Here is a 21659-nt window from a genome sequence, read left to right as displayed (position 1 = left end):
TATCCACCCAGGTGAAGTAGAACCCATGGCAGACAATCACTACGACGCAATCGTCGTTGGCTCCGGCATCAGCGGCGGTTGGGCGGCGAAGGAACTGACCGAGAAGGGCCTCAAGGTCCTGATGCTGGAACGCGGACGCAACATCGAGCACGTCAAGGACTACGTCAACGCGATGAAGGAGGCGTGGGATTTCCCGCACCGCAACCGGCCCACCCAGGCGATGAAGGCCGACTATCCGGTGTTGATGCGCGACTACGGCCTGGCCGAGAACCTTGAGGGCATGTGGGCCAACGAAAAGGAATCGCCCTATACCGAGACCAAGCGATTCGATTGGTTCCGCGGCTATCACGTGGGCGGGCGATCACTGATGTGGGGCCGCCAGAGCTATCGCTTCTCCGACCTGGATTTCGAGGCGAACCTCAAGGACGGCATCGCCACGGATTGGCCGATCCGGTATGCCGACATCGCACCGTGGTACGACCATGCGGAGAAGTTCGCCGGCATCGCCGGCACCCGCGAGGGGCTGGATGTGCTGCCCGATGGCGAGTTCCTGCCGCCGATCCCGTTGAACATCGTCGAGAAGGACGTGGCCGCGCGGATCCGGAAAGCCTTTGGCGGAACACGCCATATGATCCACTCGCGCACGGCCAACATCACCCAGCCCATGCCCGAACAGGGCCGGGTCAACTGCCAGTACCGCAACAAGTGCATCCTGGGCTGCCCCTTTGGGGCCTATTTCTCCACACAGTCGGCGACGCTGCCGGCGGCCATGAAGACCGGCAACCTGACGATGCGGCCGTTTTCGATCGTCAAGGAAGTGCTCTATGACAAGGACCGCAAGCGTGCGCGCGGCGTGGAGATCATCGACGCCGAGACGGGCCAGACCTACCAGTACACGGCCAAGGTGATCTTCCTCAATGCGTCGTCCTTCAATTCGACCTGGCTGCTGATGAACTCGGCCACCGATGTCTGGGACGGTGGGCTGGGCTCCTCGTCCGGCGAACTCGGGCACAACGTGATGGACCATCATTTCGGCGCGGGTGCTTCCGGCCGGGTCGAAGGGTATGAAGACAAGTATTACTTCGGCCGCCGTCCTTGCGGCTTCTATATCCCCCGTTTCCGCAACGTCGCTGCGGACAAGCGTGGTTACCTGCGCGGGTTCGGATACCAGGGCGGCGCCAGCCGCAGCGGGTGGTCACGGGAGATCGCCGAACTGAACATCGGTGCCGACCTGAAGGAGGCGCTGACTCTGCCTGGCGACTGGCGCATCGGCATGACCGGGTTCGGCGAAATGCTGCCGCACCACGACAATACGATCCGTCTGGACGCTGAGCGCAAGGACAAGTGGGGCCTGCCGGTACTGGCGATGGACGTGTCGATGCGCGACAACGAGAAGGCCATGCGCAAGGACATGGCCGCCGATGCCGCCGAGATGCTGGAAGCCGCCGGTGTGAAAGACGTGGAGATGCACGACAACGACTACGCCCCGGGCAAGGGCATCCACGAAATGGGGACCGCACGCATGGGGCGTGACCGCAGAACCTCCGTACTGAACCAGCACAACCAGGTCTGGGATGCGCCCAACGTCTATGTGACCGACGGTGCCTGCATGACCTCCAGCGCCTGCGTGAATCCGTCGCTGACCTACATGGCGCTGACGGCGCGGGCTGCGGACCATGCCGTGCGCGAACTGAAAGCGGGGAACCTCTGATGGATCGCCGCGAACTGCTGAAGATGATCCTCGCCGCCACCGGCGCGGCCATGGTCGGCCTGCCCGCGCTCGCCCAGGGGCAGGCGCCCGCCGCAGGGGCGAAGATGCCTTTCTCCGACGCCGACGTGGGCACACTGGATGAGATCGCCGACACCATCCTGCCGCGCACGGCAACGCCGGGCGCGAAGGACGCCGGTGCCGGTCTGTTCATGGCGCGGTTCGTCACCGACAGCTACACGCCCCGGCAGCAGGCGACGTTCCGCGCCGGCCTGGCCGATATCGACAAACGCGCGGGCGGCCGGTTCGTTTCGCTCGCGCCGCCGGCCCGCACCGAGCTCCTGCGCGCGCTGGATGCAGAGGCCCGGAAACACGCGGTCGAGGTGACCGAGACCGGCACCGCCGAGGAAGGAGAACCGATGCCGCATTACTTCACGATGATCAAGCAGCTCGCCATCTTCGGCTTCTTCACGTCGAAGGTCGGTGCGACCGAGGTGCTGCGCTACGTCGCGGTACCGGGTCGCTACGACGGCGACCTGGCCTATGTGCCTGGCACGCCTGCCTGGGGGACCAGCTGATGGACCGCAGCACGTTGATCAGGTCTCTCCACGTCGCCGCTGGCCTGCTGGCCACGGCGTCCGTGTTTGCGCAGGCCGACACCGGTCCCGCGCGTGATCCAGCGAAGACCGAGGCGTGGACGCCCGTGCCTGCAGTGGTGTCCACGCCGCCGGGCAAGGCGCCCTCCGACGCGATCGTGCTGTTCGATGGCAAGGATGTCTCCGCCTGGGAGTCGGAGCAGGGCGGGCGTGTGCCTTGGCGCGTGGCCGAGGGCGCACTCACGGTGGTTCCGGGCAGCAAGGGCATCCGCACCCGGCAGCTGTTCTGCGACATCCAGCTGCATGTCGAGTGGCGCACGCCTACGGAGACGAAGGGGTTTGACGGTCAGAACCGGGGCAACAGCGGCATTTTCCTGCAGGAGCTCTACGAGCTGCAGGTGCTGGACAGCTACAACAACCCGACCTACGCCAACGGCCAGGCCGGCGCGATCTACAAGCAGGCCATGCCCCGGGTGAATGCCTCGCGCCCGCCGGGCCAATGGCAGGCCTACGACATCGTCTGGAAGGCGCCGCGCTTTTCGCCGGGCGGCGGGCTCATCTCGCCCGCGCGCATTACCGTGCTCCACAACGGTGTCCTGGTGCAGGATGACACTGTTCTCTCGGGCAAGACCGAGTACATCGGCGCACCGTCGTACGCGCCCCATGGGTGCGCGCCGCTCTACCTGCAGGAACACGATGCCAGGGTCAGCTACCGCAACATCTGGGTACGCGAACTCTGACGGCGCCAGTCCGGCGCCTGCGCCGGCCTGCTACTTCGCCAGGTAACTGCTGATGTCGTCGATCTCCTGTTGTGACAGGTGGGAGAAGGGCGGCATCAGCCCGCCACCTTTGCTGATCTTCTCCTTGATCTGCACCGGCGTCATGCGCTTGCCGATATCGGTCAGCGCGGGGAACGCACCGGGCATGCCCGCACGATCCGCGCCATGGCAGGCCGTGCAGTTGCTCGCGTACAGCTTCGCGCCCGCCGCGGGGTCGTCCTTGGACCACGCCGCCGGCGCATGCGTTGCCGCCCAAAGGGCCAGCGTCAGTATCAGGGTCGTTTTCAAGCAGGGCTCCTTTGCGGGCTAGCGCGGTGCGCGGGCGGGCAGGCTGACGGTCAGGTGGTCGCGCAGGTAATCGGCACCGGTCTTGATGACCTTGGCAGGATCACGGGGTTGGTCGTGTTCGATGATGTACCACTGCACACCGGCACCCGCCGCCGCCGGCAGGATCGCGTTCCAGTCGAGCACGCCCTGACCGATCGCGGCGAAACCGCCTTCGTCTTCGGCCTGGCCCTTGGGCGCATTGTCCTTGGCATGGACGGCGAACAGCCGGCCGCGGAACTTGCCCAGCATCACCGCCGGGTCGTAGCCGGCGCGTGCTACCCAGGCAAGATCCAGTTCGGTCTGCAGTTCAGGTCCGGCCGCGGCGAACAGCAGGTCCAGGCCGGTCCTGCCATTGAAGTCGACCAGTTCGAAGTCGTGATTGTGGTAGGCCAGGTGCATGCCCTCGGCCCGTACCTGTTTCGCGATCCGGCCCAGTTCCTGGCCCAGTGCGGTCCAGCCTGCGGCGTCGGTTGGCCGGTCCTTCGCGTCCAGGTAAGGCACCACCAGCGTGGTGTTGCCGATCGACCGGTTGAAGGCCACCACGCCGGGCAGGTCCTTGCGCAGCTCGGCCAGGGGCACGTGCGACGAAATCGCCTTGATCGCGTATCGGTCCAGCAACTGCTTGAGTTCGGGGGCGCTGACGCCCTGCGTGCCCACCGTTTCCACCGCACCCACGCCCGCGTCATGGACGATCTTCAACTGCTGGTCGAGCGAGCCGGCGTTGCGCAGTGAGTACATCTGCACCGCGATGGGCTTCTGCGGGGTAACGATGTCGTGCGCGAAGGCGGGCAGGGCAGCGAGCAGCAGCAGGGCGAGGGTTGCAGTTCCGCGAACAGAGGTGTTCATCAAGAAAGTCTCCCGGGATTCAGCCGATGGTGGTCCAGGCGCGTGTCCTGGCCGATGCAATGACGCGGTCGACGATCAGCGCCGAGCGCACGCCGTCTTCGAAGGTGGGCAGACCTTGCGGCTGCTCGCCTTCGATGGCGCGATAGGTGTCGGCGACAAACGCCTCGAAACACTGGCCGTAACCCTGCGCATGCCCGGCGGGCAACACCGACAGCCGGCGTTGTTCGGCACTGCCGGCGCCCGGCCCACGCACGAAGACTTCCTCGCGCTGGTCGGGCAGGCCGACCCACAGCCGCTCGGCGTCTTCCTGGTTGAAGGCCACGCTGGCTTTGGCGCCATCGATCTCAAACCACAGGCGATTGTGGCGTCCGGCCGATACCTGGCTGACCGTCAACGACGCCAGCGTGTCGGCGCCGGTCCGGAACATCGCTGCCGCCACATCCTCGCTCGCTACCGGCTGCATCGCGCCGTCCGCCGGTGGCGTGGTGAAGCTCTGCCCGGTGTCGGTACTGCGTTCGGGGATCACCGTGGCGAACGCCGCGCTGACCTCGACGAAGCGCTCGCCGCTGACCCATTCCACCAGGTCGCACCAGTGCGAGCCGATGTCGGCGAACACGCGCGATGCGCCGCCCAGCGCCGGGTCCACGCGCCAGTTGTTGCTGGCCGGGTCCAGCAGCCAATCCTGCAGGTAGCTGCCGTGGATCAGGTGCAGCGGCCCCAGGTCGCTCTGCGCGATGCGGGCGCGCGCCTCGCGGATCACCGGGTGGTAGCGGTAGACGAAGGGCACCGTGGCGACCAGCGCGTTCGAGGCGGCCAGGGCAGCCAGGGCCTGGGCGTCTTCCAGCGTCGTCGCCAGCGGCTTCTCGCAGATCACGTGCTTGCCCGCTTCCAGCGCCGCCTGCGCCATGGGGCGGTGCAGGTGATTGGGTGTGCAGACGTGCACGACCTGAACCTGTGGATCGGCGACCACCTCGTCAATGTCCCGATAGGCACGCGGCACGCCCCACGCCTGCGCCACGTCGCGTGCGCGCTGTGGTGACGAGGCGGCCACGCCCCGGATCTCCGCACCGGCCAGCAGCGCCGCGCGGTGGTGTACAGCGCCGATCATGCCGGTACCGACGATGGCAATTCCAAGCTTTGGCATCGGGTGCGCTCCTCAGCGGGTGGAAGGTGCGGCCGCGACCACCGGGCGGTCGCGGAACAGCAGCAGGAAGGCGATCAACACGACCAGCGCCACGCCTGCCGGGAACAGCCAGATCTTCTGCCAGTCCGGGCCCGCCGCCGTGGTGTAGTGCTCCACCACCGCGCCGGACAGGAACGTGCCGATCAGCATGCCCACGCCATAGGTGGCCAGGGTGATGAAGCCCTGCGCGCTGCTGCGCGCGGCGGGGCCGGCATGCGCATCGGTGTAGATCTGGCCGGTGACGAAGAAGAAGTCGTAGCAGATGCCGTGCAGCACGATGCCGATCACCAGCAGGGAGAAGGCACCGCCCGCATCGCCAAAGGCGAACATGACGTAACGCACCACCCACGCGGCCATGCCCACCGCCAGCATCGTCTTGACCCCCAACCGCACGAACAGGAAGGGCATGGCCAGCATCAGCAGGACCTCCGAGACCTGGCCCAGCGATTGCAGGCCGGCGGCGCTGCGCACGCCCAGATCGTTGAGGTAGGGGTTGGTGAAGTTGTAGTAGAACGCCAGCGGGACGCAGATGGCGATGGAGGACAGGAAGAACACCAGGTAGGCGCGCGACTTCAGCAGCCGCAGCGAATCCAGCCCCAGGATCTGCCCCAGGCCGGCATCCCGCTGCTGCGCCAGCGGCGGTGTGTGCGGCAGGGTGAACGCATACAGGCCCAGGGCCAACGAGGCCATCGCCGCCATCTGGAACGTCAGTTCCAGCCGGTGTGCCTGTTCCCAGCCCAGCCAGCCGATCAGCACGCCCGCCACGATCCAGCCGACGCTGCCGGCTACCCGCACCAGCGGGAACTGTTTCTCAGGCGATTGCATATGCCGCATCGCCACGCTGTTGGCCAGTGCCAGCGTCGGCATGAACAGCAGCATGTAGCCCATGACGCAGGCGAAGAACATGGTGAACGTGGTTGCCGTGGACGCCAGCCACATCAGCACCGCGCCGGCCAGATGCAGCACCGCGAGGATGCGTTGCGCCGCGAAGTAGCGGTCGGCAATCAGGCCAACCAGGAACGGTGCGACGATGGCGCCGATGGATTGGCTGAGGAAGGCCGTCGCCACCTGGCTCGCGCTGGCCTGCAGCGGCCCCTGCACCAGGTATGTCCCCAGGGTCACGAACCACGCGCCCCAGATGAAGAACTGCAGAAACATCATCGCGCCCAAGCGCGACATGGTGTGCGTCATGGCTTGCCCTCCCAGGCAGTGATGGCTCAGATCCCCAGCATGCGGCGCAGTGATCCAGGATCGGTGCCGCTGTCGGCAAAGTCGTCGAAAGCGCGCCCCGTCACGTGGATGATGTGGTCGCGGATGAAGGCGGCGCCCTCCCGCGCACCGTCTTCGGGGTGCTTCAGGCAGCACTCCCACTCCAGCACCGCCCAGCCGGGGAAGTCGTACTGCGCGAATTTCGAGAAAATCGCCTTGAAGTCGATCTGCCCATCGCCGAGCGAGCGGAACCGCCCCGGACGATCGATCCAGTCCTGGTAACCGCCATACACGCCGCTGCGCGCGCTGGCGTGATACTCCGCGTCCTTGACGTGGAAGATGCCGATGCGCGCGTGGTAGCGGTCGATGAAGCCGAGATAGTCCATCTGCTGCAGCAGCAGATGGCTGGGGTCGTACAGGATCTTCGCGCGGGGATGGTGGTCCACCACGTCGAGAAAGCGCTCGAAGGTCGCGCCGTCATGCAGGTCCTCGCCCGGATGGATCTCGAAACACAGGTCCACGCCGCAGGCGTCGAAGGCGTCCAGGATGGGGCGCCAGCGGCGGCCAAGTTCGGCGAAGGCTTCTTCCACCAGCCCGGGCGGGCGCTGCGGCCAGGGATAGAAATACGGCCAGGCCAGCGCACCGGAGAACGTGGCATGTGCGGTCAGCCCCAGGCGCTGGCTGGCCTTGGCCGCCAGCAGCAGCTGCTCCACCGCCCAGGCCTGGCGGGCGGCCGGATCGCCGCGCTTGTCCGGCGGCGCGAAGCCGTCGAACAGGCTGTCGTAGGCGGGATGGACCGCGACCAGCTGGCCCTGCAGGTGGGTGGACAGCTCGGTGATCTGCAGGCCATGCCCGGCCAGCATGCCGGCGACGTCGTCGCAGTACGCCTGGCTGCGTGCCGCCTCGGCCAGATCGAACAGGTGGGGCGCGCTGGTCGGTACTTGTACGCCAGAATAGCCCAGCCCCGCGGCCCAGCCGGCCAGCGTGTCCAGCCGATCAAAAGGAGGTGTGTCGCCGATGAACTGCGCCAGGAACAGCGCTGGACCCTTGAGCGTTTTCAAGAGGATTCGCCCTCGATGCAATCGATTGCATTATCCTAGCAGGGGCATTCGAAAGACCCGTTGTGCACTGCACAGCGGAAGGAAGAGGTAACGCCATGGCCACCATCTACGACATTGCAAAGCACGTTGGCGTTTCGGCCGGCACGGTGTCGCGGGCGCTGTCACGGCCGGAGAAAGTGCTGCCGGCCACGCGCGCGCGCATCGAGCAGGCGGCCGCCGCACTGGGCTATGTCCCCAACACGGTGGCCAGAACGCTCAAGACCCAGCGCAGCGGCAAGATCCTGGTCACCGTGCCGGACATCGCCAACCCGTTCTTCGCCCAGATCCTGCAGGGCGCGGAGGACGCGGCGCAGGCCGTGGGTTACGCCGTGCTGCTGGGCGATACCCAGAACCTGCCCGAGCGCGAGGAGCGCTACGCACAGATGCTCCGGCGCAACGAGGCCGACGGTCTGATCGTGCTGGGGCATCGCCTCCCGCCCACGGCACGTGACATCGTCCAGCAGCAGGGCAATGCCGCGCCGGTGGTCAACGGCTGCGAATTCGATCCTGCGCTGGGCATCCCCAGCGTCCACATCGACAACGCGGCCGCCGCGCGCGCGGTGATGGACCACCTGTACGGGCTGGGGCACGAGCGCATCGCTGTGGTCGGTGGACCGCCGGACAATCCCCTGCATCAGCAGCGACTGGAAGGGGTTCGGGCGGCCGGCAAGGCGCGCGGTCGGCTGCGTCACCTGAGCGTTGTGCCGGGTGACTTCTCGGTGGAATCCGGTCATGCGGCCGGGATGGAACTGCTGGCCCGCCCGTCGGTGCCGACGGCGGTGTTCTGCTTCAGCGACCAGATGGCGCTCGGCGTGCTGGCGGCCTGTCGGGATCTGGGTATCGGCGTGCCCGATGACCTGTCCGTCGTCGGCTTCGACGACCTGGCGTCGTCGCGTTACCTCACGCCCCCGCTGACCACCATCCGGCAACCCATGCGGGAGATTGGTGCCCGCGCGGTGCACCTGCTGCTGGCCATCATCGAACGTGTCGATGTGCCGCGTCAGCAGACGCTCGATTTCAGCTTGATGGTGCGGGGCTCGACCGCGGCGCCGGGGCACCGGTGATGGCACGGGCGGTAAGGGCGTGGTGGTGCAGGTTCCACGCCCCCGGGATTGGCCCGGCACCCCCGCGGCGCGCGGGGTAAGATCGTTCGAACCGCCACAACGCAACGGTGTGCAATGACGACCACAGGGAACGTGGCAGTCCCCGACAGCGCGACCCAGACGCCATCGCCGCTGCGTAGCCCGCCATCGGCGTCGCCCGGGGCCCGTGGCGTGGTGATGCGCTACCTCACGCGTCTGGCACGCGCGGCGTCGGGGTCTGCCCTGATCGTGGCGCTGTATGCGGCAGCGGCCGAGCCCAGGCTGTTTGCGTCCCTGGACGCCGCCGCATGGGTGCTCGCCGGTTCACTGGGCATTGCCGTCATACCCGGCGCGGTGGCGGCAGCCCTTGTCCGCAGACATCCTGCCGCCCTGTTGCTTGTCGCGCAGGTGCTGACCATCGCCGTCGTTGCGGTGATCTGGAACAGATAAGGACAGACCGTTCGCCGGCATGCCATGCCAATGATGCGGCAGGGCGTGTTCGCCCGGGTTGGCCTCGGCGGGTCCATCCGCAACCGCCAGCGCGCATCCACTACCATGGGCCGACCCCGCCGGATGCTCCGCCATGTCCCTTGTAATCCCCGCGTTCCCCACACCGCCCACCGCCCGCATCGCGGCCTGGCTGCTGATGCTGCTGGGCATGTGGTTGGCGTTGAAGCTGGGTCTGGTGGTGACACTGCTGTCAGGCCTGTTGGTGTTCCAGCTCACCCACGTGCTGGCATCGGTGGTGGAGGGCCGGTTGCGACCGGGGCGGGCGCGGGCGATCGCGGTGATCGTGCTGGCGGCGGTGATCATCGGCGTGCTGGTGCTGGCCGGCATCGGCATCGCGGCGTTCTTCCGCAACGAGACCGGCGGCCCGGACGTGCTGCTGGCGCGGCTCATGGACATCCTCAATACGTCGCGCCACCAGGTACCGGCGCTGCTGCAGCCCTACATCCCCGAAGACCTCACCGCGCTGCGCGCTGCGCTCAACGACTGGGCGGCCGAACACCAGCGCCAGCTGGGCGTGGCAGGCACGTCGGTGGTGCAGGTGAGTGTCCGTGTGCTGATCGGCATGGTGCTCGGCGCGATGATCGCGCTGTACGACGAACTGCCCCTGCCGAAGATGGGACCGCTGGCGCAGGAACTGATCGGCCGCACCTCGCGGCTGGCCACGGCATTCCGCCAGGTGGTGTTCGCGCAGGTGAAGATTTCCCTGCTCAACACGCTGTTCACCGCGATCTTCCTGCTCGGCGTGCTGCCGCTGTTCGGGGTGCACGTGCCGCTGTCCAAGACCCTGGTGCTGATCACCTTCCTGGCCGGTCTGTTGCCGGTGGTGGGCAACATCATCTCCAACACCGTCATCACCATCGTGGCGCTGTCGGTGTCGTTCTACGTGGCGATGGCCGCGCTGCTGTACCTGGTGGTGATCCACAAGCTGGAGTACTTCCTCAACGCACGCATCGTCGGCGGCGAGATCCAGGCGCGGGCCTGGGAGCTGCTGTTGGCGATGCTGGTGATGGAAGCAGCGTTCGGTCTGCCCGGGTTGGTGGCCGCGCCGGTGTTCTATGCGTACATCAAGCGCGAACTGCTGGACCAGCGCTGGATCTGAGCGCGGCCGCCCACGCCGTGGGCGGCGCTAGCGCCGGGTGAGCTTGCTGCGGCGGTAGTCGGTGCGGTTGGCCTGGAAGCGGGCGATGCTCTGGCCAAGTTCATCCAGTGCCCCGGCCGGCAACCACAGCTGCTGGGTGCCACGGGTCATCGCCGTGTACGCGGCACGCACCGGGTTGTGCGCGTAGCCACGGCCGAAGCCGGTGCGGAAGCAGCACAACGACATGGCCACCACCGCGAACTCGGTGTTCTTGGCATGCTCCACCAGCAGCAGCTGCAGCGTGGCGTCGTGGAACTCGACCAGGCGCTGGCCCAGTTCGATGAAGCGGTCGCGGTTGTAGCCGCGCATGAACATGCGCGGGATCTGCGGCATGTCCTGCTCGCTGCACTCGGCCAGCAGCGCTTCCCAGCGCTGGCTGCTGCCGCCATGCGAGGTCATTTCGCGGTAGGCCTCTTCGCCGCGGTTCACCTCGCGGCCCACGCTGGTCAGCGTGTCCGGGTGGATGCCGAACGGGATGCCGGCGGCGGCCAGGCGCTGCGCTTCTTCCAGCAGCCGCCACGGGTTGCCGTAGACCCGCGCACCGCTGCCGGGAATCTCGTCCCAGCTGGTGTAGGTCCGGGTCAGCGTGGGCTGGTCGGCCGAGCCTTCGAACGGGCCGTCGAAAAAGCCGGTGGCGTCCAGTGCCACGGTTTCGTTGACCAGCTGCTCCACCAGCCGACCCTGGCGCACGGACTGGGCGATTTCCAGCTTCATGCCGGTGGCAAAGCGCGGTGCGCGCCCCACCAGGCGCTGGTTCGGATCGCCCAGGCTGATCACCGAGCCTTCGTAGCCAGACAACAGGCCTTTCCAGGCCGGGCTCATGTCGTGGCCTTCATCGATCAGCAGCGTGCCCCACAGGGTGGGAATGCGCGCACCGTGCAGGGCCAGCCACTTGCCGATATGGTCGACGTTGAGGCTGAGCAAGGGGGTCTTCTGCAAGGCCGGGTCGAACATGCAGCGCCACACGTGCTCGGCGGCGGCGATGTAGGGGCCGGCATCGATCATCGCCCACGGCAACGCGCGGGCGAAGTGGCGCGGCTCCAGCCGCTCGGCCGGCGACCGGCACCAGGCGGCGATGCCGTCGAAGGCCACGCGCAGCACGCTGGTGGGTGCATGGTTGCCGATCGGCTGCAGGCCGATGCGCTGGGCGATGTCGCGGAACGAGGCCTTGCTGATCTGGAACGTCGGGCGGAACGCGGTGCCGAGGATGCCCTGGCGGAACGCGGCGCCGGCGATCTGGTTGGCGAAGCTGATCTGCGACAGGATCTCGATCGGCAGCGCACCGCTCAGCCGGCGCCGGAAAGCCTGCACCTGGCTGGGGCGCGGCGCGATGTAGGTGTAGCGCCGGGTCGCGCTGTCCAGCAGCTGCAGGATCAGGTGGGTCTTGCCCGCGCCTGCATAGGCGTCCAGGTCGATGTGTTCGTCGTCGTTGGCCACGATCGCGCGCAGTGCGCGGGCCTGCTCGGCGGTGTAATCGTGGGTGCGCTCGACATAGGCCGGTGCCTGCGCAACGTCGATCCCGACATCGTCGGGTTCTTCGCCGGCGGCGTCGGTATAGAAGCGGATGGTGTGCGGCTCCAGCGTGGTGCGGCACGCTGCCTGGAACGGATCCACCGGGTAGTCCGACGGCGACATCCGGCAGAACTCGGCCACCACCGCGTCCGGGCCCAGCACCACGCTCTGTGCGGCCAAGGCCTGCAACGCGTCGTTGAGCTGGCCCGGCATGCCGGCGGCCAGCGCGTTGAACTGCGCATCGGCGTCGTCGGGCTGCGCGGCAAACAGTGCACAGGCCTGGTCGATCAGCCGGGTCAGCGCGGCGCTGTGGTGGGCGCGCCCCTGGCACAGGGCTGCGGCGAACAGGCCGGCACGCTCCAGCGCGCTGGCCGGGATCTGCCCCACATCAAGGAACGCGGCAAGCGCTGTTTCGCTCAGCGGCAGGAAATAGACGGGTTGGGTCGGCAGGGGCATTGCAGGGGCAGTCGGACGGCTGCCGGCACGGTAGCAGATGCACCCCGGCTGCGCGTGCAACCGGGGCATGTTGGCTTATGCTGCGGCAGTGCCCGGCACCTGCCCGGTACGACGTGCCCCTTTCAGCAACACCCGGATCAAGGACCTGTCCATGTTGTTCTTCCTGCTGTTGCTGGCCATCACCGCGCTGAGTTTCTGGATTGTCTTCCTGGGCGGCGCCGAGCGCGTGCAGGGGCTGTTTTCCCTTCTCAGCTTCGACCTGATCGACCTGTTCACCGAGCCCCTGACCGCGCAGCAGGTGCGCCTGTGCACGGCGATCACCTGGTGCATCGCGGTGGTCATCATTACGGTGGTCGGCCTGCGCTGATTACATCGCGCTGCCCACCGGGGTGATCCGGCGTGCGTCCTGCTCGGCCTTCACCTGGCGCCACCACGGCGTGCCGGGCTGCGGGGCGTCCAGGTCCAGGCGTTCGCCCATGCCCGGCGTTGCCAGCGGAATGCCGCGCTGCCGCGCCAGTGCGCTGACCCGCTCGAACGGCTCGTCCCATTGGTGCAGGGCCAGGTCGAAGGTGCCGTTGTGGATCGGCAGCAGCCAGCGGCCCCGCAGGTCCTGGTGGGCCTGCACAGTCTGCTCGGGCTGCATGTGCACGAACGGCCACTTGGCGTCGTAGGCACCGGTTTCGATGAAGGTGACATCGAACGGCCCGTAGCGCTCGCCGATCTGGCGGAAGCCGTCGAAGTAGCCGGTGTCGCCGCTGAAGAACAGGCGCAGGCCGTCATCCAGGATCACCCACGACGCCCACAGCGTGCGGTTGCCATCGCGCAGCCCGCGGCCGGAAAAGTGCTGGGCCGGGGTGGCCGCGAAGCGCACGCCGTCCACCTCGGTTTCCTGCCACCAGTCCAGCTGACGCACGCGGTCGCGCGGCACGCCCCAGGCGATCAGCCGGTCGCCCACGCCCAGCGGGGTCAGGAACACATCGGCGCGCGTGGCCAGATGCTTGATGGTGGCGCGGTCGAGGTGGTCGTAGTGGTCGTGCGAGAGCAGCACGCCGCGAATGGGCGGCAGGTCGTGCAGCGCGATCGGCGGGGCATGGAAGCGCTTGGGGCCCATCCACTGCACCGGCGAGGCACGTTTGGAGAACACCGGGTCGGTCAGCCACCAGCCGCCGCGCAGTTTCACCAGCAGGGTCGAATGGCCCAACCGGTACAGGCTGTGCTCGGGGGCACTGGCCAGTTCGGCGGCAGTGATCGCGCGTACCGGGGGCGGCGCGGGCGGGGTGGTGCCCGCGGGACGGTCGAACAGGAATTCCCACAGCAGCTTGAGCGTACCGGTCACGGTTTCCTTGGGCTTGGGGGCAACGTTGGTGAAGTGGCCGTCCTGCATCTGCGGCGACTGGTCATTGGGGGCGATAGGCACGGTCAGGGTCATCCCGATGAGTACGGTGAGGGAGAAGGCGAGGGCAAGCAGGGGGAGGGCTCTCATGCGGCGCCTTCTGATTGGTGAGTGCGTACGCACTCATTTAATGGAGAAAAAGACAGGGTCATCGTTGGATGCCTTTCCAGAACAGGTCGAACCCGGCCTGCTGCAACGTCGCGGCGTTCTCGGGGTCGGCCGCCATCGCTTCCAGCGTGGTTTCCAACAGGTTGATCAACACCCGGCCCAGGTAGAACGGCAGCCGCTCCGGATCGATGTGGCTGGCCAGGCTGGTTTCCAGCGCCTGCAGCATGCTGCCGAACAGGCCGGCGCATTCGCTGCGCGTGTGCGCACTGATGCGCTCGGACACCTTGAGCTGGCGCAGCGCCATGCGATCGATGGGGTAGGTCGAGCCCCAGGCGATCAACGCGTTCCAGGCATGCAGCACCAGCCCGCGGGCGTCGGCCTGGTCGGGGAAGTCCGCGCCGAGCACCATCGCCAGCCGGGTTTCCAGGCGTACGAACAGCGCGTTGAGCAGCGCATCCTTGGTCTCGAAGTAGGTGAACACCGTGCCTTCGGCTACCTTGGCGGCCCGCGCGATCTGCGCCGTGGACGCGCCAATACCCTGCGCGGCCACCAGTTTGGCGGTGGCGTCGAGGATAGCGTCGCGTTTCTGTTCGCTGAGGGGGCGGGCCATGGGAATGAGTAAGTGAGTGCTTGCTCATTTATAGGCGCGTGACCCGTCCGGCGCAAGTGCTGGCATCCACGTCACCCGGATCTGTTCAGCTGGGCATGCCCGGGGCCTTGATCGGCCGCCCGCCCCCGCGTGACCATGCCGGCCTGTTCACGTTGGAACCCCGCCATGGCGCCCGCCGCCCCGATCACCCTGCGCACCCCGCGCCTGCTGCTGCGCGCACAGGCCATCGCCGATTTCCCCGCGTATGCCGCGTTCCTGGCCTCGCCGCGGGCGAGCGGCCTGGGCGGTCCGTTCGACCTGCGCGCGGCGTGGGGCATGTTCTGCCACGACCAGGCCTGCTGGCACTTCTTCGGCCACGGGGCGCTGATGATCGAGCACGCCGACACGGGCACCTGCGTGGGCCAGATCGGCATCAACGACGGCCCGCTGTTTCCGGAAAAGGAACTGGGCTGGCTGCTGTATGCCGGCCACGAAGGCCAGGGCTATGCCACCGAGGCGGCGCAGGCGATGCGCGACTGGGCCTTCGACACGCTGGGCGTGGCGACGCTGGTCAGCTACATGGCCGCCGACAACGCCGGCTCGGCGCGGGTGGCCCAGCGGTTGGGTGGAACGCTGGACGCCAGCGCCCCACGCAGCGATCCGCACGATCGGGTGTATCGCTACGCGCGCTGAGCCCTGCCTGCGTTGCCATCCCGCCCGCCGGGGTCTATAAGGCGGTTCTGGGCTGCTTCCGGAAGGCGTGCACATGCCAACGCGTTCGACACCGTCTGCTGCCGCGCCGCGCCTGCTGGCCGGCGGCAACCCGCAGATTCCCAAAGGCGAGGGCGACGCGCCGGTGCAGGCCTACATCGCGGCGATGCCCGGCTGGAAACGTGCCGTGGGCGAACGCCTGGATGCCTTGATCAGCGCGGCGGTGCCGGGCGTGCGCAAGGCAGTGAAGTGGAATTCACCGCTGTATGCAGCCGGCGATGACGGCTGGTTCCTGAGCCTGCATTGCTTCACCGGCTACATCAAGGTGGCCTTCTTCCGGGGCACCGCACTGCAGCCGCTGCCGCCGGAGCCTTCAAAGAGCCAGGACACCCGCTACCTGCATATCCGCGAAGCGGTGCCATTGGATGAGGCGCAGTTCAGCGCCTGGGTCCGCCAGGCCAGCCGCCTGCCCGGCGAGCGGATGTAACCGGCCCGCGTGCCGGTAGCGCCACCCACTGCCATTTCTGCCAGGACATTCCCATGACCAAGGCCGCCTCCCGCAGCACCTCCACCGCATCGGCCGACCCGGGCCCGTCGGCCGCCCAGGTCATCGACGCGAAGATTGCCGGCCTCGACGACTGGCGCGGCACGACCCTGGCGCACGTGCGCCGCATCATCCAGCAGGCCGACCCGGCGGTGGTGGAAACGGTGAAGTGGCGCGGCGTGCCGGTGTGGGAACACGACGGCATCCTGTGCACCGGCGAAACCTACGCGCGCGCGGTCAAGCTGACCTTCGCCAAGGGCGCCGCGCTCGACGATCCGGCCGGCCTGTTCAACGCGAGCCTGGACGGCAACACGCGCCGCGCGATCGACCTGCACGAGGGCGACACGATCAACGCGACGGCACTGAAAGCGCTGATCCGTGCCGCGGTAGCGGTGAACGTGGCGGCCAAGGCGGCGAAAACGTCCGCGCCGCGCAAACGTGCGGCACCCAAGGCGGCAACCGACACGCGTGCCGCGGCGCCAACCGGCACCGCACGCCCCCCGCGCCGGTAAGTGTCGGCCGGCCACGAGGCGCATCGGGGCCAACATGACAGTGGCGCGGTGGCAGCGACCGGCGGATTCGGCAAAGATGGGGGCTGCCTTGTCGCCCTGTAGTGGCGACAAGGCGCTCCCCCATTGAAACTGGATCTGCCTGTGCTGAGTGTTGTTGGTGTGCTGCTTGCGTTGTACGTGGTGTGGCGCGTGGTGTGGCCGTTGCGGGTGTCGCTGTCGCTACGCGGCCCGCTTGGATTGCTGGTGGTGTCGCTGGCCCTGCATCACCGCATCGTGGCCCGGTTCGCCGGCACCATGGCCTCCTCGGAACTTCCCAAACCGGTCCTTGCGGTGCTCGCCACCGGCTTCACCGCGCTGCTGATCGGCGCGCTGGCGGTGTTGCTGCTGGATGGGCTGTTGCTGGGCGCGCGCCTGTTGCGCTGCCCTCGTGCCACCACCGCACTGCGCATCGCATGGCTGCGCCCGGCCGCGATGGGCGCGGCGCTGGTGGTGTCGGCCTATGGCATCTGGCAGGGCATGGCCGTGCCGCACACGCGCCACATCGAGGTGGCCATCGACGGCCTGCCGGCACAGTTCGACGGCTACCGCGTGCTGCAGCTCACCGACATCCACGCCAGCCGCCTGCTCACCGGCACCTGGGTGGCCAAGGTGGTGGCCAACAGCAATGCGCTGTCGCCGGACCTGGTGGTGATCACCGGCGACCTGATCGACGGCACGGTGGCTGCGCGTGCCGCCGATTTCGCCCCGCTGGCCCGCCTGCGCGCCCCCGATGGTGTCATCGCCATCACCGGCAACCACGAGTACTACGCGCAGTACGCCGCCTGGATGCAGGCATTCCGCGCGCAGGGCATGCAGGTGCTGGAGAACACCCACACCGAGGTCCGCCGAGACGGCGCGGTGCTGACCATTGCCGGCGTCACCGACCCGGTGGCGGCGCGCTACGGCCTGCCGATGCCGGATCTGGCCGCCGCGCTGGCCAGCGCCGATCCGCATGCCCCGGTGATCCTGCTCGACCACCGCCCCGGCGCGGCGCGTGCCAATGCCGCACGCGGCGTTGCACTGCAGTTGTCCGGGCACACCCACGGCGGGCACATCGTGGGCATGGACCAGCTGGTCAAGCGCGCCAACGGTGGTTACGTGTCCGGGCGTTACGCGGTGGACGGCATGACCCTGTATGTCAGCAACGGTGCCGGGCTGTGGGCCGGTTTCGCCGCGCGCATCGGCGTGCCGTCGGAGATCACCCTGATCACGCTGCGCCAGGGCGCGCCCAGCCGCACCGTAGCTGAACGCCCCGGCTTGGCAAGCCCGCAGGGAATTGCGACGCTTGCGCGCTGATAGGGTGGAAGACCACGGATGAAGGCAATGCGCAACGCGTTGGGAACGATGATGGTGCTGGCCACCACCGGTGGCTGTGCGCTGCATGGCGATGCGCTGCGCAGCGCACCCGCTGCGGCGGTGCCGACGGCGGGCGTGGTGCTTCCCGATACCGAGAGCTGGAGCGTGCATGATCCGGCCGGGCGCGACTATCCGATCTGGGTGGCACTGCCGGGCAGCTACGCGCAGCATCCGCAACGGCGCTACCCGGTGCTGTTCGTCACCGACGCGCTGTACAGCTTTCCGCTGGTGCGCAGCGTGCGCAACCTGGTGGGGCAGGGTGGCGCCAACCTGGAGGATTTCATCCTGGTCGGGCTGCCGCCGCAGCAGGGACTGACCTCCAAGCAGAGCCGCTCGCGCGACTACACGCCCACCCAGCCGCAACGCAGCGCCGACGACGACTACAGCGACGACGTGGTCTACGGCGGTGCCGCGCACTACCGCGATTTCCTGGCCACGCACGTGTTGCCCGCGGTGGACGCGCGCTACCGTACCGATCCGACACGGCGCAGTTTCGCCGGGCATTCCTACGGCGGCCTGTTCGGCACCTATGTGTTGCTCACGCGCCCGCAGATGTTCCAGACCTACATCCTGTCCAGCCCGTCGCTGTGGTTCGATGCGCACTACATCGACCGCCTCGAACAGGAGTACGCGCAGCAGCACCGCGCGCTGCCGGCACGGGTACTGCTGGCGATCGGCAGCGAAGAGGCACCCACGCCCGATGCGGTGGACGGTCCCCGCAACGACATGGTGCGCGATACGCAGGCGTTCGCCGACCGCCTGCGCCAGCGCGGCTACCAGGGCCTGCAGGTGGACAACCGCGTGGTCCCGGCCGAAGACCACCTCACCGTGTACCCCACCACGCTGACCCGCGCGCTGCTGCAGGTTTACCCGGGCACCGGCCCGTACGACGGCGGCTGAGCATGCAAACCACGCGCAGCGTGCCGTTGTTCGACGCCCGCTGCAGCCACTGCGGTGCGATGTTCGCCCACCCCAGCCTGGGCGATGCGGTGTATGGCGAACTGCTGCTGTGCAGTGTCGACGGGCGCCAGCACGCGATCGTGGAGGGTTTCAGCGCAGTACCGGCGCAGGTGGCCGCGCTGCTTGCCGATGATCCGCACACGGCGCTGTGGCCCGTGCTGGCCGCGCTGGCCGATCCCCCCGCAGGCGCGTCCTGGTCGGTGGCGCTGCATTGCCCGCACTGTGGCCAGCCTGATCCTGCGTTTCAGGAAGGGGCGCGCTGCGGCATGGCGGAGGTTCCCGTGGCCCGCTTCACCCGGTGCGCCACAGGCGACCTGGCGGCGCAGGTGGCACGGCTGGTCGATTCCCGGCGCTGAGCCGGCCGATCAGGCCAGGGCGGCGTCCTGCAGCGACAGGGCAGCAGCCAGTTCCGGCGCCAGCGCGTGGTCCACGGCCATGCGCAGCATCGCCGGGCTGATGTGGCGGCGGTGCACCCGGTTGATCGCCGCCATGTACACGCGGCCAAAGACGTTGAGGGTGCGCACGCGGGTGCCCAGCGCGATCACCGCCGCGCCATCGCCCACCATCTGCACGCGCACGCATGAGCGGAACTGCAGGTGGCGGTCATCGGCGCCGAGCACGACTTCAGCGCTGCGGTCGGTGGCGTCGGTGGCCTGTGCGTGCACCGGGAAACGCCGGGCGAAGCGCTCGCCCGGCGCGTCCGACAGCAGCGACGACACCGGGCAGCCCAGCGGCGAGGTACGCAGCCGCAAGGGCGTCACCAGCAGGTTGCGCAGGGCCATCAGCCGGCCCACGCCCGGCGGTGGGTTGCGGATGAATCCGTCCAGCACCGCCTCCAGCAAGGCATGCGCCGAGTTCCCCGCCACACTGTGCGCTGGCAGGGTGAGCCGGGTGTAGTCCTGGTGGTCGAAGCCCTGTGGCAGTGCCTGCTGCAGCAGGGAGTCGGCCGGCGGTGCCGGGTGCAGGTCCAGCGTGCCGCAGGCGGCGCGCCGGGCGATGTAGCCATGGGCCGGGCGCAGCCGGGTCAGACCGCTGCGCACCCATCCGACCAGGTTGCGGCTGCCGGCGCACAGACGGGCCAGTGCCGATGCGGCCGGTGCGCGCAGCGTCAACGTCACCCGCGGCAGCTGGTCCAGGGCGGTCTGGTCGAGCACCTGCTGCACCGCGGGCGGCAGGGTGTCGGTCAGCGAGGGAATATCGGCGGCCCCGGCATCGATGCGCGCACGCTGCGCGTCGCTCAGTGCGCCACTGCGCTCGTCGGCATGGCACGACAGCGCGAACAGGGCCGGATGCCGGGGATGCCGCGACACGAACTGGTGCCAGGTGCCGCTGCCGAAGCGCACGGTGAACAGGCAGTCCGGCGGCACGTCGATGCAGCGCAGCGCGCGTACGAAGGCAGCCGGATCGTGCTGCAGCTGTACGTCGGACACGGTGGAGAACCGCAGCTGGGCACCGCCGCTGCCGGCAATGGCGGTAAACATGCGCGGCCCGGCATGGCGATGGAACGGATGCCCATGGCGGCCGACCGAGAATGAATACAGCGACGACGCATCCCCGTGGGCCAGGTGCATGCCGCCCAGCCGGGCGGAAGGTTCGTCCAGCGCATCCACGAAGCGGGGATGCTGTGCCTGGCGCAGGCCCGCGTCGCGCAGCAGCGCATCGCCGGCACCGAGCCCGAGCTGGGCGATCAACGCCACTTCGACCGGGCTGCCATCGCCGCAGGACGGCAGGCTGATGCTGGGAAACGAGCGGCTGACGCGGTGGGTATCGAGCATGACGTTCTCCTTGTCCTGCGGCGGTACGGCTCAGGTGGCGGGCTTGCGGCGCGCACGGGCACGGCTCTCACGCTGCAATGGCCCACCCACCGGGCAGACCTCGGCGGCCCACGCGAACAGGGTGTTGGCCAGCCTGTCGGGCACCTGCCGGAAGTACACGAACTGGCCGCGCTTCTCGCGTTCGATGAGCCCGGCGTCCTCGAGGATGCGCAGGTGGCTGGACAGCGCCGGCTTGCTGAAATCGAAGCGCTCGCCCAGCTCGCCGGCGCTCAACTCGCCGCCATTGAGGTAGGCCAGGATCTGCCGGCGGGCAGTGGAGGCGAGGGCTTCGAAGATGCGGTCCATGGCGGTAATTAACTAATTCGTTAACTGATGGTGTTCCGCCGGCGCACTGCTGTCAAGCGCCTTTTCAAGCGCGACCTGGACGGTACCGATGCCTGCCAACGGAGGCTTCGTGCGCGCACGCGGCAGCAACACGGGCGTGCCTACCCCGCTGGCCGACCTCAAGGGCGAAGACCCGTGGCAGGGCCTGTGGTTTCATTCCAACCCCGTGTTCATCGACGCGCGCCCCCGGTAGAGCCACGCCACGCGTGGCTGTGGGACCATTCGCGCATAATCAGCCCGACGCATGCGCGAAGAGGTGCGTGCGCAGGCCAATGGCGTGATGCCCTGCGGTTCTCGGCCTGGCGTTGTGCGTCGCCTGCGCGGTGGATGTAGCGCAGGCGTTATTTCCCGATCCTCGTCCAACCCGGAATCAGACATGAACTACCTGTGGAGCCTGATCCTCGTACTGTGCGCATTTCCAGCATCGGCTACCTCCATCGAGCCGAAGTCTCTGGATCAGATGGTGGCAGCGTCAGACCACATCGTGGTGGCCACCATCCGCGCGGTGGACATGGTCAATGCGCGCGGAGTGCCCGTCCTTTCCCCCGACGCGCGCACCGGGCCCGGCGAATCCAACCAGATGCGCCTGCAGCTGGAAATCAGTGAAGTCTTGTCGCCGCGCGACGGTGCCGTACCGGTTGCGGTGACGGTGCCGCTATGGAAGATGTGGCACTACCGTCTTGGCACGATGCAGAACGAGCTGGTGGGGGCACGTGGCATCTTTCTGCTGGTCGGCCCGCAGCATGCGCCGGTGTATCCGATCGATTTCCAGCGCTCACTGGAGGAGCGCCAGGCCATTCTCGCCTTGATCCGGAAGTGAGCACCCGCGTCTGCGCGTGAAG

25 protein-coding genes are annotated in these 21659 nt (G+C 68.1%); 15 read left to right on the top strand and 10 right to left on the bottom strand.

Annotation, left to right across the window (positions count from 1 at the left end; translation table 11 throughout):
• The first annotated feature begins 25 nt into the window (after positions 1-25).
• The 3 genes from ABIA71_RS12635 to ABIA71_RS12625 are packed head-to-tail and all read left to right on the top strand — an operon-like array spanning position 26 to position 3044.
• Positions 26-1711, top strand: coding sequence for a GMC oxidoreductase (locus tag ABIA71_RS12635; protein WP_354285510.1), 1686 nt, complete (start codon positions 26-28; stop codon positions 1709-1711).
• Complete coding sequence (locus ABIA71_RS12630) at positions 1711-2286, top strand: gluconate 2-dehydrogenase subunit 3 family protein (RefSeq protein WP_354285508.1); 576 nt, start codon at positions 1711-1713, stop codon at positions 2284-2286. Before ABIA71_RS12635 ends, ABIA71_RS12630 begins: the two co-directional genes overlap by 1 nt.
• Positions 2286-3044 (top strand): 3-keto-disaccharide hydrolase, encoded by a 759-nt coding sequence (locus tag ABIA71_RS12625; protein WP_354285506.1) that lies wholly within the window; start codon positions 2286-2288, stop codon positions 3042-3044. Before ABIA71_RS12630 ends, ABIA71_RS12625 begins: the two co-directional genes overlap by 1 nt.
• Before the next feature lie 30 nt (positions 3045-3074).
• Here the strand turns inward: ABIA71_RS12625 and ABIA71_RS12620 are convergent, their stop codons facing one another.
• From ABIA71_RS12620 to ABIA71_RS12600, 5 genes are read right to left on the bottom strand one after another with little or no spacing between them, the layout of a single operon-like run.
• Positions 3075-3371 (bottom strand): c-type cytochrome, encoded by a 297-nt coding sequence (locus ABIA71_RS12620; RefSeq protein ID WP_141057290.1) that lies wholly within the window; start codon positions 3369-3371, stop codon positions 3075-3077.
• A gap of 18 nt (positions 3372-3389) precedes the next feature.
• Entirely contained in the window at positions 3390-4256 is an 867-nt protein-coding gene (locus ABIA71_RS12615) for a sugar phosphate isomerase/epimerase family protein (protein ID WP_354285504.1), read from the bottom strand.
• 19 nt (positions 4257-4275) lie between these two features.
• On the bottom strand, positions 4276-5400 hold the full coding sequence (locus tag ABIA71_RS12610; protein WP_354285502.1) for a Gfo/Idh/MocA family protein: 1125 nt from the start codon (positions 5398-5400) through the stop codon (positions 4276-4278).
• A gap of 12 nt (positions 5401-5412) precedes the next feature.
• Complete coding sequence (locus ABIA71_RS12605; protein WP_354285500.1) at positions 5413-6630, bottom strand: nucleoside permease; 1218 nt, start codon at positions 6628-6630, stop codon at positions 5413-5415.
• 26 nt (positions 6631-6656) lie between these two features.
• A complete protein-coding gene (locus ABIA71_RS12600) occupies positions 6657-7709 on the bottom strand; it encodes a sugar phosphate isomerase/epimerase family protein (protein ID WP_354285498.1) in 1053 nt (350 codons plus the stop codon).
• 95 nt (positions 7710-7804) lie between these two features.
• Between ABIA71_RS12600 and ABIA71_RS12595 the strand changes: the two genes are divergently transcribed.
• From ABIA71_RS12595 to ABIA71_RS12585, 3 genes are all read left to right on the top strand, one after another.
• Positions 7805-8812 carry a LacI family DNA-binding transcriptional regulator gene (locus tag ABIA71_RS12595; RefSeq protein WP_354285496.1) on the top strand — a complete coding sequence of 336 codons (1008 nt, stop codon included), beginning with the start codon at positions 7805-7807 and terminating at the stop codon, positions 8810-8812.
• A 216-nt stretch (positions 8813-9028) separates the two neighbouring features.
• Complete coding sequence (locus ABIA71_RS12590; protein ID WP_354285494.1) at positions 9029-9280, top strand: hypothetical protein; 252 nt, start codon at positions 9029-9031, stop codon at positions 9278-9280.
• A gap of 133 nt (positions 9281-9413) precedes the next feature.
• Positions 9414-10439 (top strand): AI-2E family transporter, encoded by a 1026-nt coding sequence (locus ABIA71_RS12585; RefSeq protein WP_354285492.1) that lies wholly within the window; start codon positions 9414-9416, stop codon positions 10437-10439.
• 27 nt (positions 10440-10466) lie between these two features.
• Here ABIA71_RS12585 and ABIA71_RS12580 read toward each other — a convergent pair whose 3' ends face one another.
• Complete coding sequence (locus tag ABIA71_RS12580) at positions 10467-12446, bottom strand: hypothetical protein (RefSeq protein ID WP_354285490.1); 1980 nt, start codon at positions 12444-12446, stop codon at positions 10467-10469.
• A gap of 151 nt (positions 12447-12597) precedes the next feature.
• On the opposite strand from ABIA71_RS12580, the gene ABIA71_RS12575 reads away from it, so the two are divergent.
• Positions 12598-12813 (top strand): hypothetical protein, encoded by a 216-nt coding sequence (locus ABIA71_RS12575; RefSeq protein ID WP_354285489.1) that lies wholly within the window; start codon positions 12598-12600, stop codon positions 12811-12813.
• Here the strand turns inward: ABIA71_RS12575 and ABIA71_RS12570 are convergent, their stop codons facing one another.
• Together ABIA71_RS12570 and ABIA71_RS12565 are read right to left on the bottom strand one after the other, a co-directional pair.
• Positions 12814-13875, bottom strand: coding sequence for an MBL fold metallo-hydrolase (locus ABIA71_RS12570; protein WP_354285588.1), 1062 nt, complete (start codon positions 13873-13875; stop codon positions 12814-12816).
• A 112-nt stretch (positions 13876-13987) separates the two neighbouring features.
• Positions 13988-14557, bottom strand: a complete 570-nt coding sequence (locus ABIA71_RS12565) for a TetR/AcrR family transcriptional regulator (protein WP_128096110.1) — start codon at positions 14555-14557, stop codon at positions 13988-13990.
• Positions 14558-14722: 165 nt separating this feature from the next.
• Here ABIA71_RS12565 and ABIA71_RS12560 point away from each other — a divergent pair, with 165 nt between their 5' ends.
• From ABIA71_RS12560 to ABIA71_RS12535, 6 genes are all read left to right on the top strand, one after another.
• Positions 14723-15229, top strand: a complete 507-nt coding sequence (locus ABIA71_RS12560; protein ID WP_354285487.1) for a GNAT family N-acetyltransferase — start codon at positions 14723-14725, stop codon at positions 15227-15229.
• A gap of 73 nt (positions 15230-15302) precedes the next feature.
• Positions 15303-15734, top strand: coding sequence for a DUF1801 domain-containing protein (locus tag ABIA71_RS12555; RefSeq protein WP_354285485.1), 432 nt, complete (start codon positions 15303-15305; stop codon positions 15732-15734).
• Between the two features lie 53 nt (positions 15735-15787).
• Positions 15788-16303, top strand: a complete 516-nt coding sequence (locus ABIA71_RS12550; RefSeq protein ID WP_354285484.1) for a DUF1801 domain-containing protein — start codon at positions 15788-15790, stop codon at positions 16301-16303.
• A 141-nt stretch (positions 16304-16444) separates the two neighbouring features.
• Positions 16445-17638 carry a metallophosphoesterase gene (locus ABIA71_RS12545; protein ID WP_354285482.1) on the top strand — a complete coding sequence of 398 codons (1194 nt, stop codon included), beginning with the start codon at positions 16445-16447 and terminating at the stop codon, positions 17636-17638.
• A 27-nt stretch (positions 17639-17665) separates the two neighbouring features.
• Complete coding sequence (locus ABIA71_RS12540; protein WP_354285480.1) at positions 17666-18598, top strand: alpha/beta hydrolase; 933 nt, start codon at positions 17666-17668, stop codon at positions 18596-18598.
• A 2-nt stretch (positions 18599-18600) separates the two neighbouring features.
• Positions 18601-19014, top strand: a complete 414-nt coding sequence (locus ABIA71_RS12535; protein WP_354285479.1) for a hypothetical protein — start codon at positions 18601-18603, stop codon at positions 19012-19014.
• A 9-nt stretch (positions 19015-19023) separates the two neighbouring features.
• Here ABIA71_RS12535 and ABIA71_RS12530 read toward each other — a convergent pair whose 3' ends face one another.
• Positions 19024-20433 (bottom strand): DUF2867 domain-containing protein, encoded by a 1410-nt coding sequence (locus tag ABIA71_RS12530; RefSeq protein ID WP_354285477.1) that lies wholly within the window; start codon positions 20431-20433, stop codon positions 19024-19026.
• Positions 20434-20463: 30 nt separating this feature from the next.
• Entirely contained in the window at positions 20464-20778 is a 315-nt protein-coding gene (locus ABIA71_RS12525) for a metalloregulator ArsR/SmtB family transcription factor (RefSeq protein WP_128096117.1), read from the bottom strand.
• An 88-nt stretch (positions 20779-20866) separates the two neighbouring features.
• Between ABIA71_RS12525 and ABIA71_RS12520 the strand changes: the two genes are divergently transcribed.
• Both ABIA71_RS12520 and ABIA71_RS12515 read left to right on the top strand, forming a co-directional pair.
• Positions 20867-21010: a hypothetical protein gene (locus ABIA71_RS12520; RefSeq protein WP_354285475.1), complete on the top strand. Its 144-nt coding sequence runs from the start codon at positions 20867-20869 to the stop codon at positions 21008-21010.
• 183 nt (positions 21011-21193) lie between these two features.
• Positions 21194-21637, top strand: coding sequence for a hypothetical protein (locus ABIA71_RS12515; RefSeq protein ID WP_354285474.1), 444 nt, complete (start codon positions 21194-21196; stop codon positions 21635-21637).
• Positions 21638-21659: the final 22 nt, after the last annotated feature.

Origin of the sequence: Stenotrophomonas sp. 2619 (assembly GCF_040548725.1) — a bacterium.
Lineage (GTDB): Bacteria > Pseudomonadota > Gammaproteobacteria > Xanthomonadales > Xanthomonadaceae > Stenotrophomonas > Stenotrophomonas maltophilia_AP.
This window is presented reverse-complemented; position numbering and strand designations above follow the sequence as displayed.